Genomic DNA, 13477 nt, shown 5'->3' on the forward strand with positions numbered 1-13477 from the left:
CCATCTTATGATTTGGCGGATGCTTTATTGCCAAATGGTGCGTTTTGGTTTATTAAAACCCATAAACTTAAGCATTTGAAATTTATTCATGTTAAAATGAGAAATTTTCAAGTAAAAATTTTGGGTTAGTCATGTCCACCGCCTACAAACACCGCCAAACCGCCAAGAATATTTTAGATTATGACAAATATTGGGCGTCTTGCTTTGAACCTGCGCCATTTTTACCGATGAGCCGAGAAGAAATGGACATGCTCGGCTGGGACAGCTGTGATTTTATTTTGGTGTGCGGTGATGCTTATATCGATCATCCATCGTTTTGTTCAGGCGTGATTGGACGCACCCTTGAAGCCCAAGGCTTTCGCGTCGGCATCATCGCTCAGCCAGACTGGACATCACCAGACGCTTTTCGAGTGCTTGGTAAGCCTAACATTGCCTTTGGGGTCACAGCGGGCAATATGGATTCGATGATCAACCGTTATACCGCCGATCGTAAAATCCGCTCCGATGATGCGTATTCGCCAAATAATGAGCCTAATAAGCGACCTGATCGCGCAGCAACAGTGTATTGTCAGCGTTGCCGCGAGGCTTATTCAGATGTACCGATCATTCTTGGCGGTATTGAGGGCAGCCTAAGGCGGATTGCGCATTATGACTATTGGTCAGACAAAGTGCGCCGCTCGGTGCTGATGGATGCTAAGCCTGATCTTTTGGTGTATGGCAACGGTGAGCGCGCTTTGATCGAAATCATGCATCGCTTAGCACGAGGCGAATCCATCAAGAACATCGTCGATGTGCGAGGCACAGCGTTTATTTTAAATAAATCCAATCGCCATCTAAAAGCAAATTTTATAGAAATCGCCAGCAATGATGTCGATAGCATCGGTCGCGTCGATCCTATCATCAATCCTTATGTGATGACTGAAGATGTCGCCGATTGCGACATCGAAAAACAAAAATCCCCTCAGTACACCAATTTTAATAAAGACATTGTCAAGGATATCATCGTCAAAGCAGGCGATGATCTGCCCGATGACACACAGGTGGTTCAATTACAATCCTCCAAAGCCATCAAGCATAAGCTGCCGCCACGCGAGCTTTCAGTGATTCGTATGCCGTCGTTTGAAGAAGTTGCCAACGATCGCGTTCTTTATGCGCATGCTAACCGTATTTTGCATCTTGAGACCAATCCTGGTAATGCCCGAGCGCTTGTACAGCGCCACGGCGATCGCGATGTTTGGCTAAATCCGCCTGCGCTGCCATTATCCACCGAAGAGCTAGACGCCGTTTTTGATCTGCCTTACGCGCGCCTGCCTCATCCAAGCTACGGCGACGCGCGCTTTCCTGCTTTTGATATGATTAAGTTTTCGGTGAATATCATGCGCGGCTGCTTTGGCGGCTGTACATTTTGCTCAATCACCGAGCACGAAGGACGCATTATCCAAAATCGCTCCGAAGAATCCATCTTAAGAGAAATTGAAACTATCCGTGATACTGCGCCCAATTTTACAGGCATCATCTCTGATCTTGGCGGTCCGACTGCCAATATGTATCGCCTGCACTGTAAAGATCCTGAGATTGAGCGTAATTGCCGCAAGCCATCTTGTGTCTTCCCTGGTGTCTGCCAAAATCTGCACACCGACCATGCGCCGCTCACTCAGCTGTATCGCAAGGCACGCCAACTCCCAGGCGTCAAAAAAATTCTCATCAGCTCAGGTCTACGCTACGATTTGGCAGTCTTAAGTCCTGAATATGTCAAGGAACTGGTAACGCATCATGTTGGCGGCTATTTGAAGATCGCCCCCGAACACACCGAAGCTGCGCCTTTATCCAAAATGATGAAGCCTGGCATTGGCACGTATGATCGCTTTAAGCAGATGTTTGAGCGCTACAGTCGTGAAGCAGGCAAAGAGCAGTATTTGATTCCCTATTTTATCGCAGCCCATCCTGGCACCAGTGACTATGATATGATAAATTTGGCAATTTGGCTGAAGAAAAACGGCTTTCGAGCGGATCAAGTACAAACCTTTTATCCATCGCCCATGGCGACAGCCACAGCGATGTATTATAGCGAGAAAAATCCGTTATCTAAGGTAGCGCGTCACTGTGAAGATGTTGATATCGTCAAAGGTGAAAAGCGCCGCCGCCTACATAAGGCATTTTTGCGTTATCACGATCCCAATAATTGGGAGCTACTTCGCCAAGCCTTAAAAGACATGGGGCGCAGTGATTTGATCGGTAATTCCAAACGCCATCTCATCCCGACTTATCAGCCAGTAGGCACTGGCGGTAATTATACGTCAGCGCGTAAGAAAAACTCATCTCAGCAAGGCGACAGCATCAAAAGACGCACCCAAAAGCCTCAGGCTCATCACACCAATAAACCGTCTGGGCAGCCCAAAAAGGGGCAAGTGCTTAGCCAGCATACAGGTTTACCCCCACGCCGACATAAATAACATAAAAATCACTCATCAGTTACCTGATGAGTGATTTTTTATGAATGGTTTTTGACCAAAAAGATACTTAAAAAGCTAAGACATATAGCCCATGATGCGCAAGTTTTCTTTAGCGTCGTCAGGCAGTTTGTCTAACATGGCGGCTTTGAGTGCGTCATCACCCTTTTCTAATACTAAACTGATCAAAGGCAGCACATCAAAGGGTAAGTTTTCGGCAGTCTGTGCAAAATCAACCAAATAACTGGCACCGATCACATCTTCATCAGCCATCACGCGATTATACACCACTTGCCAAGACAGCTCGCCTGCGCCGCCATGTTGTAATATCAGATGGATGGCTTGCAGTGCAGTGTTTGGCGTCTCACAAATTGTCAAAATCTGCTCAGAAACTTGCTTGATGGCTTGTACTTTTGTTTGATTTGTCATAATTTTCCCCATGTTTGATTAGTTACTTAATGAGGTCAAATTCACAAAATACAAGCCTAGTCCCTAATCGCCCATCACTCGACCTTCTCGGCGTGGATCGGCGCCGCCCACCAGTCTGCTTGGCTCTATAACGATGGCTTGAACGCCAGAATTAAGCTCACGCACCTCAGTCTTATAGCCCAAGTCAGTTAAGGCTTGTTGCCACTCGGTGGCAGCTGTGCCTGCTTCTAGCTCATAGCTACCAAAGCGGTTTAATAAATTGGGTGCACTGATGGCATCTTGGATGGGCATATTCCAGTCACTATGCGCCACGATCGTTTTCGCGACATAGCCGATGATTCGACTGCCACCTGGAGATCCAATCGCCATATAAGGTTTGCCTTCTTTGAATACAATGGTTGGTGCCATTGAAGAGCGTGGTCGCTTACCAGGCTCAACACGATTGGCAACCTGTCTGCCCTGCTGTGTCGGCTCAAAACTAAAGTCCGTCAGCTCATTATTGAGCAGATAACCATTTGCCATCAAGGTTGAGCCGAACGCATTTTCTATAGAAGTCGTCATAGACAGCACATTCCCTGCCTTATCCACAATTGAAATATGACTGGTGGAAGGCAGCTCAATCGCTTTTGCAGACACCCATTCACGAATAAAATCACCTGCAGATACGCTGGGCAGCGCTTTATCCGACTGCTCAAGCAGCTGGCTACGCTGTTTTAGGTAGTCTTTGGAAATCAGCTGGTGAGTCGGTACAGGTACAAAATCAGGATCGCCCAAATAGACATCACGATCAGCAAAGGCAAGCCTAGAGGCATCACCCAAGCGGCGCAAGCCTTCGGCGTCATATCCCACTTGGTTGGGCGAAAATTCATTTAAAATACCCAAAATCTGACCCACCGCAATCCCGCCTGAGCTCGGCGCACCCATGCCGCATACTTCATAAACACGATAAGTCACACAAACGGGCGGACGCTCTACCACTTGATAATCAGACAAATCTTGTAAGGATAATTGACCTGGGTTATCCTTAGCGTTTTGGACAGCCGACACGATATTTTGGGCGTATTTGCCCGTGTGTAGAGCTTTTGCACCTTGGGTTGCCAATGCCTGAACACTGTCAGCAAAATCTGGATTTTTTAGTAAACTGCCTGCTTTTAGCGGCATACCATTTGGCAAAAAATAAGCAGCGGTTTCTGGATAGCGGGACAAATATTGCTGATTTTGCTCAACTGAAATGGCAAGCCTTGGCGACACCTCAAAGCCTTGCTTTGCCAAATTGATCGGTGTGTCAAATAGCGCTTTCCAGGGCAATACGCCATAGCGCTGATGCACTGCCTCCATCAGCTTAGGGATGGCAGGCGTCCCAACCGAGCGACCGCCCACCACCGCTTCCATAAATTTCAATGGCTGACCTTCTTTATCCAAAAACAGCTCTGGCGTCACGCGCATCGGTGCCGTCTCACGCCCATCAAAGGTGGTCAACGTTTTGGCGCTATTATCCCAATACAGCACAAATGCACCGCCGCCCAAGCCTGACGATTGTGGCTCCACCAAGCTTAGCGTGGTCTGCACTGCTACCATCGCATCTGCAGCACTGCCGCCTTGCTTTAAGATATCATAGCCTGCTTGCGTTGCCAGTGGATTGGCTGACGCCACCATAAAATCACTGGCAATCACCTGTCTTTGTTCGGTCAGCCCTGTTGCGCGCTCAGGGGCGTGAGCGTCAGCGCCTACGATGCCAGTAGGCTGATCATCAGTCTTTGCCTGATTGCCACCGATGGCTTGGCACCCCGAGATCGCCATAGAGATTGCCAATACGGTCAATAGATAAGTTTTGGTCATACGCACTCCTTCGCTTTAGTTGATTGATCTTAAAAAAGTGTGCTTGTCATTGTAGATAATACCAGTCAACAATTCAATCTAATTTAAAAAACGACCGCCAATTTTATCAGCGGTCGTTCATGAGCATGCTTCAGTCATCAGACTTCTGGGCTGTGCTCTTCGATCAGTGGCTTAAGCTCGCCAGCTTGATACATCTGTAAAATGATGTCGCTACCGCCGATCAGCTCGCCATTCACCCAAAGCTGTGGGAAAGTTGGCCAATTTGCGATCAGTGGCAAAGTTGAGCGAATTTCAGGATTTTCCAAAATATTCACAAATGCAAATGGGCGACCAATTTGTGTCAGCACTTCCACCGCGCGCGCCGAAAAGCCACACTGTGGAAACTGCGGCGTACCTTTCATGTATAACAAAACGGCATGATCTTTGATTTGATTTTCGATCAGTGTTTTAATTTCTGGATTGATCTGAGTCATAATTTCTCCAAATGATTTGATAAGCGATTGTCTGATTATACGCTATTTTCAAGATTTTGCCAAAATTTATCACTCAAAATCAGTTGGCTATTCATGACGGTGGCAAATTCACCATGTAAATTGGCAAGGCTAATCTGATGCACTGTCTGGCTGTCATACTGCCTGCCATCAAAACCCACCCTATCAAAAGTCGCCGTTGCATCTTCGACCACCACTACCTCAAACCCTAAATTGCCCGCCATTCTTGCCGTTGTAGAGACGCAATGATTCGTAGTCAGCCCCACCAGCACCAGTTGGGAGATGTGATTATCGGTTAATAATTGATGAAAATTGGTGCCAATAAATGCAGAATTAACCGTTTTTTCAATGACAATTTCATCGGCTAATGGCGCAGTCAATGGTTTGAACTGATTGCCTGAATGGCTGGGGTGTAACGCAGAGTCGGGATTCGTGGAATTATGGCGGATATGAAAAATCGGCAGATCATAGTTGCGCCACTGCTTTAAAAGCTGATGACACACCTTTTCGCAGTCAGGATTATTACGATTGCCGCCCCAACGGCTCGCGTCATCAAAACCAAGCTGCAAATCTATTAAAACAAGTGCCGTATTTTTATTCATGATTGGCACTCACTTTTTGTAGAAGCACCACACTGCTGGCAAAAATCCCCTCACCGCGCCCCAAATAACCCATTTTCTCATTAGTCGTGGCTTTGATGCTGATACAGTCCACATCAACATCCAAAACGCCTGCGATGCATTCACGCATGGCAAGATTATGCGGTGATAGTTTTGGTAATTCACAAATCACCGTCATATCAGCATTGACAAGCTCATACCCTTTTGATTTGACCAGCTCATACACATGCTGAAGCAGCACTTTACTGTCCGCACCTTTATACGCATCATCGGTATCAGGAAAATGCTGTCCAATATCCCCAAGCGCCAACGCCCCAAGCAGTGCATCTGATAAGGCATGTAAAAGCACATCGCCATCAGAGTGCGCCTTGATGCCGTGCGTGTGCGCTACCTGTATGCCACCAAGCGTCACAAAATCACCGTCTGTAAATGCGTGTACATCCAACCCTTGACCAATTCTTAGCATAAAAACCTTTGAGTTACCATTGAAATTCACCAATTATAGCACAAATAAATGTTATAATAATGCAAAGCTTTGGCAGTCAAATTTGCCATTTTTGATCATTTTAGCCAGTTTATTTTTGGCATCATCCATTTTATTTCAGTATTTTATCATCTATGACAACTACCCCATTTACGCTTCTCGATGTCGCGCCCAGCCTAAATAAATCCCCAAAAGACATCAAGGTCATCGTCGGTATGTCTGGCGGTGTCGATTCTTCGGTTTCTGCCGTATTATTAAAGCAAGCAGGCTTTGATGTTGAAGGCTTATTTATGAAAAACTGGGAAGAAGACGACGGCACAGAGTACTGCACTGCCATGACCGATTTGGCAGATGCGCAGGCGGTGGCGGATAAGATTGGCATTGTGCTACACACCGCTAACTTTTCGATGGAGTATTGGGATCGGGTTTTTGAGCATTTTTTGGCAGAATATGGCGCAGGTCGCACCCCAAATCCTGATATTTTGTGCAACAAAGAAGTCAAATTCAAAGCGTTTTTGGATTATGCCATCACCTTGGGGGCAGATTTTATTGCCACGGGTCACTATACTCGCAGAAGTCACGCCACCAAGGGTGTCGCTAAGCTCATGCGTGGATTGGATAACAATAAAGATCAAAGCTATTTTTTGCACGCTGTATCAGGGGATAAGATCGCACGCACGCTATTTCCTGTCGGCGAGCTTGAAAAACCCGAAGTGCGCGCCATCGCCGAAAAATATCATTTGGCAACCGCCAAGAAAAAAGACTCAACAGGTATTTGCTTTATCGGTGAGCGTAAGTTTAAAGACTTTTTACAAACTTATCTGCCCGCCAAAAAAGGTGATATCTACACCGATGATGGTGTGCGGATCGGTGCACATGATGGCCTCATGTACTACACCATCGGTCAGCGCGGCGGTATTGGCATTGGTGGTGTATCGGGTCGTCCTGAAGAGCCTTGGTTTGTGCTACACAAAGATTTGGTGAATAATCGTTTGATTGTCGGTCAAGGTCATGACCATCCTTGGCTACAGAGCACCGAGCTGACCGCCTATAAGCTTGACTGGGTGACAGGTGCGCCGCCTGAAATTTTTGGTGAGGGTCTAAAATGCACCGCCAAAACTCGCTACCGTCAGCCTGATCAAACTTGCACCATTTTTCAAAATGGTGATAAAGTCAAAGTCGTCTTTGATGAGCCGCAGCGTGCCGTTACTTTGGGGCAATCTGTCGTGTTTTATGATGGTGAAGTCTGTCTTGGTGGTGGTGTGATTGACTGGTGTAATGCAAAAATTGGATAAGTCATTATTGGAGCGTTTATGAACGATAAATTTAATCAAAACCTGCAAAAAATAAGCACAAAAATTAATGCCCCACGAGAAGCTTTAATTGAAAAATTAACACAGGGCTTGCACGACAACACCACCTTAACTTTAACTTTGGATGAAATGCAGTTCTTGCATAAAGAGCTATCAAAAACAGTTTTCGTACCTTTACTGGAATTGGAAGATATTGCCAAAATGTCAAAATAATTTGGCAGATTCACAGACCATTCATTATAAACGTTTTTGCTGATAAATACTGTGATAAAAATCCATCGCTGCTGTCACGCCCACTTGCTCAATCGGAATGATGGCAGTGGATGCGCCAAGTTTAATGGTCAAATACCGCTCATCAAGTGCAAAATCACCCACCTTATGCCACGCCCACTGTTTGGTTTTGCCATTCATGGTTTCACGGATGCCTATATTAGTGATTTCAATCACCGCAGGCTTGCACCAAAACGACAACAAGCCAACGATTAGCGCATACACCAATACAATGGTCGTAACAAATACACCCATCCCAATCCAAGGAAATCCCATTCCTTGATTGACCGACTGGAAACCCACAACAAACACACAGATGATTATCAGCATAACCATCCAATCAAATTTATAAGTAAAATATCGGTTAAGCTCTTTGACTGTCAAATGATATTCAAGTTTCATGATACATCTCCTTTGATTTTATGCATCATACATTCACCTTATCAGCCAAGTCAAACTCTCGAACAATTCCATAAAATTTGTGTAACATCGCTACTTTTGGGTCATAAACCGCCAAAACTGTATCAACTTTTGTTATAATGACTCAAACCTTTTATTAATCACTTTAAGGATTGTACATGACCTTATCTGCTCTTACCGCCCTGTCACCGCTTGATGGTCGTTATGCTTCAAAGTGTGATGCACTGCGTCCTTTTTTGTCAGAATTTGGCTTGATTCACGCGCGTGTCACTGTTGAGGTGCGCTGGTTACAGGCATTGTCTCGCCACCCACAGATTGATGAGCTACCAGCTTTTTCAGACCAAACCAACGCGCGCTTAGATGCCATTGTTGCCAATTTTAGCGAACAAGACGCCCTGCGCATCAAAGAAATTGAGCGCACCACCAATCACGACGTTAAGGCAGTAGAATATTTTTTAAAAGAGCAAATCGCTGACATCGACGAGTTGGCAAATGCTGGCGAATTCATCCATTTTGCGTGTACCTCTGAAGACATCAATAATCTGTCACACGCCCTGATGCTAAAATCAGGTCGTGATACGCTGGTCTCATCCATGCAGCAGATCATTGATGAGATTGCCAAACTTGCCGATACCCATGCCGCTCAGCCTATGCTATCTCGCACACATGGACAAACCGCAAGCCCAACCACGCTCGGCAAAGAAATGGCAAACGTCGCTTATCGCCTACACCGCCAAATCAAGCAATTCCAAGCGGTTGAATTATTGGGCAAGATCAATGGCGCGGTAGGTAATTACAATGCTCATCTGTCAGCTTATCCTGAGATTGACTGGGCGAAGCATTCTCAAGACTTTGTCGAAAGCTTAGGCTTGACCTTCAACCCATACACCACACAGATTGAGCCGCATGACTATATGGCAGAGCTGTTCGATGCGCTGCGCCGTTTTAATACCATTTTAATCGACTTTAACCGCGATGTTTGGGGCTATATCTCGTTGGGATATTTCAAACAAAAACTCAAAGAAGGCGAAGTGGGTTCATCCACCATGCCGCACAAAGTCAATCCGATTGATTTTGAAAATTCTGAAGGCAACTTGGGTATCGCCAATGCCGTGCTTGCGCATCTTGGAGAAAAATTACCGATCAGTCGTTGGCAGCGTGACTTGACTGACTCAACCGTTTTACGCAATATGGGCGTAGGTTTTGCCCAAAGCTTGATTGCTTTTGATGCTTGTTTAAAAGGCATTGGCAAGCTTGAGCTTAACGCTGAGCGCTTGGCTGAAGATTTGGACAATGCTCAAGAAGTATTGGCAGAGCCTATCCAAACTGTCATGCGCCGCTATAATGTTGAAAAACCTTACGAAAAACTCAAAGCGTTAACTCGTGGTCAAGCCATGACACGCCAGATGATGGTAGATTTTGTTGATGGCGATGAGCTAAACGCAGTGCCTGCCGACGACAAAGCGCGCCTGCGTGATCTTAGTCCTGCCACTTACATCGGCAATGCTGACGCTCAAGCCAAAAATCTGAAAGATTATTTAAAATAAACAATCATTAAAAAATCACCGCTGATCAATTCAGCGGTGATTTTTTAGCTGGCTTTTAATAACATTGGCGCGCTAACTGCTGCCAAAGAAGTAATTGGTTAGGCTTTTGGCGCCTTATTGGGACCGCCTGTCAGCTGACTCACTCTTTTGGTGACAACCAAAGCCACAGGCAGGCTTACGACCGCACCAACCACTGCCGCACCAATGATATGCACACCTTTATCAAAACCAGTCACAAACGCAATAATCATCAATACACCGATAATCACCGTAAACGCAATTGTAAAAATTACACTAAATAATGGCATATTCATATCAAAACCCCATAGTTATTGTGGAATACTATATTTATACACTTTTTTTGCACAAATGTTAAGCGATTTTTCAAAAATTTCTATGAAATTTTTATGACGCTTGGTTTTATGTACAAAAATTGCACCAAGCCTGCATAAATCACTTACATTTACCATCATTTATGCTAAAATTAATCGTTTGCGGCGACTATGACGAGTAATTTTTGACAAGCATTTTGTTTATCTAAGCCCACTTGGTTGCCCTATCAATTTAGCCCATAAATACAAAACACCCGCCGCCTTTGGTCAAGGATTTTTTATATGAAAACCATGCAGTTAAATGAAGTTCGTAAAGCATTCATTGACTTTTTTGTCTCAAAACAGCACACCCATGTGCATTCATCTAGCCTAATTCCCCATGACGATCCGACACTGTTATTCACTAACGCAGGCATGAACCAGTTTAAAGACACCTTTTTAGGTCTTGAAAAAAGGGACTATGTCCGAGCGGTATCATCTCAAAAATGCGTGCGTGCCGGCGGTAAACACAATGACTTAGACAATGTGGGTTACACCGCGCGCCATCATACATTTTTTGAGATGTTGGGCAATTTTTCTTTTGGGGATTATTTTAAGGCAAGTGCCATCGCTTATGCTTGGGAGTTTTTGACTTCGGATGAATGGCTGGGCTTACCCAAAGACCGACTATACGTCACCGTTTATCACACTGATGATGAAGCCTATGACATCTGGCGCAAAGACATCGGACTTGAGCCTGAGCGCATCATCCGCATCGGTGACAATAAAGGCGGCGCGTATCAGTCTGATAACTTTTGGATGATGGGCGATACAGGTCCTTGCGGTCCTTGCACAGAGATTTTTTATGATCATGGTGAGCACATCTGGGGCGGACTGCCAGGCACGCCCGAAGAAGATGGCGACCGCTATATCGAGGTTTGGAACTGCGTTTTTATGCAGTTTAATCGCCAAAAAGATGGGACAATGGAGCCACTGCCAAAGCCATCGGTGGATACAGGCATGGGTCTTGAGCGCATCAGCGCCATCACCGGTAACCTGCATAGCAACTATGAATTGGGCATTTTTGTCAATTTAATGAACGCAGCTGCTGAGATTTTGGGCATCAATAATGATGGTCAAGCGTCGCTCAAAGTCATCGCTGATCACATTCGTGCGGTTTCATTCTTGATTGCAGATGGTGTCCGCCCAAGCAATGAAGGACGCGGCTATGTACTACGCCGTATCATTCGCCGTGCCGTCCGTCATGGTAATAAGCTGGGTGCTGATGGTGCCTTTTTCTATCACATGGTGCCTGCATTGGCTGCCGAGATGGGTGAAGCTTATCCACAGCTGAACGAAAAACTAAACGAAATCCAAAGCGCCATCAAAAAAGAAGAAGAACAATTTGCCAAGACACTGGCACAAGGTCTGCGCCTGCTTTCAGCTGAGCTTGACAAGCTTAGCGCCGGTGAGACGTTGGACGGTGAGACAGTATTTAAGCTTTACGATACTTATGGTTTTCCAACCGATTTGACTGCCGATATTGCCCGTGAGCGAGAGATTAGCATTGATGAGCATGGATTTGAGATCCATATGCAAGCTCAGCGTGAACGCGCCCGCGATGCAGGTAAATTTGACATTGATTACACCGCTGCGATTAAAGTTGATGCCCCAACTGAGTTTTTGGGTTATGAGTCACTGGCAGCACAAACCACCATTGTCGGCTTGTATCAAGAAGGTAAAGAAGTTGATCAACTCAGCGAAGGTGATCAAGGCGTCATCGTACTGTCTGCCACACCGTTTTATGCCGAAGGCGGCGGACAGGTTGGTGAAACAGGCGAAATCAGCACAGCATCAGGCGTCTTTGCTGTCGAAGATACCAAAAAATCAGGCAATGCCGTCATTCATCATGGCACTGTGAAAATGGGTCAAATCTCCAATCACCAAGATGCCGCTGCACAAGTGATTGACGATGTACGCCGCGCCTCTGCCAAGAACCACTCTGCCACCCACTTGCTACATGCAGCACTGCGCACTGTATTAGGCGATGGCGTCGCCCAAAAAGGCTCTTTGGTGTCCAGTGAAGTGTTGCGTTTTGATTTTTCTTATGATGGCTCAATCAGCGCTGATGACTTGATCTTAGTTGAACGCTTGGTCAATGAGCAAATTCAAAAGAACACCGAAGTTAGCATTGAGCATATGGACATCGATTCAGCCATGCAAAAAGGCGCTATGGCTTTGTTTGGTGAAAAGTACGGCGACACTGTGCGCGTACTGACCATGGGCGAAAATCAAGACCGCTCTGCATTTTCTATCGAGCTATGTGGTGGTCTACATGTCCACAGAACTGGCGATATCGGTCTGTTTAAGATCGTCTCAGAAGGCGGTATCGCCGCTGGTGTTCGCCGTATCGAAGCCTTGACAGGCATGGGTGCGCTTCGATATATCCAAAATGGCGAACGCACACTAAGCACTTTGGCAGGTAACCTAAAAGCCAAGCGAGATGAGATATTACCGCGTATCACAAGTTTAAGTGATAAACAGCGCGATTTGGAAAAACAGCTTGAGCAGCTCAACCAAAAACTGGCAAGCCTAGAAGCCAAATCATTGATGGATAAAGTTATCACCATTAATGATACTCAAGTTTTGGTTGCCAAGCTTCAAGGATTGGATGCCAAATCGCTGCGTTCACTGGCAGATGATATCAAATCAAAACTACACGATGGCATTGCCGTATTAGCCAGTGTCTCAAATGGCAAAGTCGCCCTGACAGCAAGTGTTGGCAAGGACTTGACCGCCAAAGTCAAGGCAGGCGATATCATCAAACAGCTTTGCCAAGACCTTGATGGCAAAGGCGGTGGCAAACCTGATTTCGCCCAAGGCGGCGCCAATGACGTTGATGGCACCGATAAAGCATTGGCATCTTTGCTAGATGATTTAAAGCACAAACTATAACCACCTACCATTAAATAAGGACGTGTCAGGCGTCCTTATTTTTAACCATTCAGGAATAACCTATGTCAGACAATTCACTCACCAAAGGTAATTACACGCGCCATAGCAACAAAATCGGACTGTTCACCGCCAACGATGCGCGTACAGGATTTTTGATGCATAACGATGACGTGGTGCTCAGCTTCCCATTCAAAGATACTGTGCTAGAAGCAGGCATGAGTAAAGAAGACACTGCACGCAACGAACGCTTTTTGCATTTAGAGGTGGACAGACAAGACATTGATGTACTTTTTGAACCAAAAGTATTGACAAATTATCAATATTTTTCACCAACCAACCAACCAACCA

Annotated in this window: 12 protein-coding genes and 1 pseudogene; 6 read left to right on the plus strand and 7 right to left on the minus strand. The window is 45.7% G+C overall.

Annotation, left to right across the window (positions count from 1 at the left end; genetic code table 11):
- Positions 1-131: 131 nt before the first annotated feature.
- On the plus strand, positions 132-2453 hold the full coding sequence (locus tag B0180_RS00385) for a YgiQ family radical SAM protein (RefSeq protein ID WP_078255160.1): 2322 nt from the start codon (positions 132-134) through the stop codon (positions 2451-2453).
- 75 nt (positions 2454-2528) lie between these two features.
- On the opposite strand, the gene B0180_RS10100 is transcribed toward B0180_RS00385, so the two are convergent.
- From B0180_RS10100 to ispF, 5 genes are all read right to left on the minus strand, one after another.
- Complete coding sequence (locus B0180_RS10100; RefSeq protein WP_078255161.1) at positions 2529-2879, minus strand: hypothetical protein; 351 nt, start codon at positions 2877-2879, stop codon at positions 2529-2531.
- A gap of 63 nt (positions 2880-2942) precedes the next feature.
- Positions 2943-4718, minus strand: a complete 1776-nt coding sequence (ggt, locus tag B0180_RS00395) for a gamma-glutamyltransferase (RefSeq protein WP_078255162.1) — start codon at positions 4716-4718, stop codon at positions 2943-2945.
- Between the two features lie 137 nt (positions 4719-4855).
- Complete coding sequence (gene grxD, locus B0180_RS00400; RefSeq protein ID WP_049236267.1) at positions 4856-5191, minus strand: Grx4 family monothiol glutaredoxin; 336 nt, start codon at positions 5189-5191, stop codon at positions 4856-4858.
- 35 nt (positions 5192-5226) lie between these two features.
- Entirely contained in the window at positions 5227-5811 is a 585-nt protein-coding gene (locus B0180_RS00405; RefSeq protein WP_233424880.1) for a cysteine hydrolase family protein, read from the minus strand.
- Complete coding sequence (gene ispF, locus B0180_RS00410; RefSeq protein ID WP_078255163.1) at positions 5804-6295, minus strand: 2-C-methyl-D-erythritol 2,4-cyclodiphosphate synthase; 492 nt, start codon at positions 6293-6295, stop codon at positions 5804-5806. The genes B0180_RS00405 and ispF overlap by 8 nt, the downstream gene beginning before the upstream one ends.
- A 152-nt stretch (positions 6296-6447) precedes the next feature.
- On the opposite strand from ispF, the gene mnmA reads away from it, so the two are divergent.
- Both mnmA and B0180_RS00420 read left to right on the plus strand, forming a co-directional pair.
- The gene (mnmA, locus tag B0180_RS00415; protein ID WP_078255164.1) at positions 6448-7608 is read left to right on the plus strand and encodes a tRNA 2-thiouridine(34) synthase MnmA; all 1161 of its coding nucleotides are present in this window, start codon (positions 6448-6450) and stop codon (positions 7606-7608) included.
- Positions 7609-7626: 18 nt separating this feature from the next.
- Positions 7627-7839, plus strand: coding sequence for a hypothetical protein (locus tag B0180_RS00420; protein WP_078255165.1), 213 nt, complete (start codon positions 7627-7629; stop codon positions 7837-7839).
- A 24-nt stretch (positions 7840-7863) separates the two neighbouring features.
- Here the strand turns inward: B0180_RS00420 and B0180_RS00425 are convergent, their stop codons facing one another.
- Positions 7864-8298, minus strand: coding sequence for a hypothetical protein (locus tag B0180_RS00425; protein WP_078255167.1), 435 nt, complete (start codon positions 8296-8298; stop codon positions 7864-7866).
- 176 nt (positions 8299-8474) lie between these two features.
- On the opposite strand from B0180_RS00425, the gene purB reads away from it, so the two are divergent.
- Positions 8475-9863: an adenylosuccinate lyase gene (purB, locus tag B0180_RS00430; RefSeq protein ID WP_078255168.1), complete on the plus strand. Its 1389-nt coding sequence runs from the start codon at positions 8475-8477 to the stop codon at positions 9861-9863.
- Positions 9864-9961: 98 nt separating this feature from the next.
- Here the strand turns inward: purB and B0180_RS00435 are convergent, their stop codons facing one another.
- Positions 9962-10177, minus strand: coding sequence for a hypothetical protein (locus B0180_RS00435; RefSeq protein ID WP_078255169.1), 216 nt, complete (start codon positions 10175-10177; stop codon positions 9962-9964).
- 300 nt (positions 10178-10477) lie between these two features.
- Between B0180_RS00435 and alaS the strand changes: the two genes are divergently transcribed.
- Together alaS and B0180_RS00445 are read left to right on the plus strand one after the other, a co-directional pair.
- The gene (alaS, locus tag B0180_RS00440; protein ID WP_078255172.1) at positions 10478-13129 is read left to right on the plus strand and encodes an alanine--tRNA ligase; all 2652 of its coding nucleotides are present in this window, start codon (positions 10478-10480) and stop codon (positions 13127-13129) included.
- Positions 13130-13191: 62 nt separating this feature from the next.
- Positions 13192-13477: pseudogene (locus B0180_RS00445) on the plus strand (site-specific DNA-methyltransferase); the annotation flags it as partial.

It is taken from the genome of Moraxella canis, from assembly GCF_002014965.1.
Classification (GTDB): domain Bacteria; phylum Pseudomonadota; class Gammaproteobacteria; order Pseudomonadales; family Moraxellaceae; genus Moraxella; species Moraxella canis.

Excerpts from the sequence above, each read along its gene's own strand:
- B0180_RS00425 (WP_078255167.1), bottom strand. The coding sequence starts at position 8,298 with ATGAAACTTGAATATCATTTGACAGTCAAAGAGCTTAACCGATATTTT.
- alaS (WP_078255172.1), top strand. The coding sequence starts at position 10,478 with ATGAAAACCATGCAGTTAAATGAAGTTCGTAAAGCATTCATTGACTTT.
- B0180_RS00385 (WP_078255160.1), top strand. The coding sequence starts at position 132 with ATGTCCACCGCCTACAAACACCGCCAAACCGCCAAGAATATTTTAGAT.
- ggt (WP_078255162.1), bottom strand. The coding sequence starts at position 4,718 with ATGACCAAAACTTATCTATTGACCGTATTGGCAATCTCTATGGCGATC.
- purB (WP_078255168.1), top strand. The coding sequence starts at position 8,475 with ATGACCTTATCTGCTCTTACCGCCCTGTCACCGCTTGATGGTCGTTAT.
- B0180_RS00435 (WP_078255169.1), bottom strand. The coding sequence starts at position 10,177 with ATGAATATGCCATTATTTAGTGTAATTTTTACAATTGCGTTTACGGTG.
- B0180_RS00405 (WP_233424880.1), bottom strand. The coding sequence starts at position 5,811 with ATGAATAAAAATACGGCACTTGTTTTAATAGATTTGCAGCTTGGTTTT.
- mnmA (WP_078255164.1), top strand. The coding sequence starts at position 6,448 with ATGACAACTACCCCATTTACGCTTCTCGATGTCGCGCCCAGCCTAAAT.
- B0180_RS00420 (WP_078255165.1), top strand. The coding sequence starts at position 7,627 with ATGAACGATAAATTTAATCAAAACCTGCAAAAAATAAGCACAAAAATT.
- B0180_RS10100 (WP_078255161.1), bottom strand. The coding sequence starts at position 2,879 with ATGACAAATCAAACAAAAGTACAAGCCATCAAGCAAGTTTCTGAGCAG.
- ispF (WP_078255163.1), bottom strand. The coding sequence starts at position 6,295 with ATGCTAAGAATTGGTCAAGGGTTGGATGTACACGCATTTACAGACGGT.
- grxD (WP_049236267.1), bottom strand. The coding sequence starts at position 5,191 with ATGACTCAGATCAATCCAGAAATTAAAACACTGATCGAAAATCAAATC.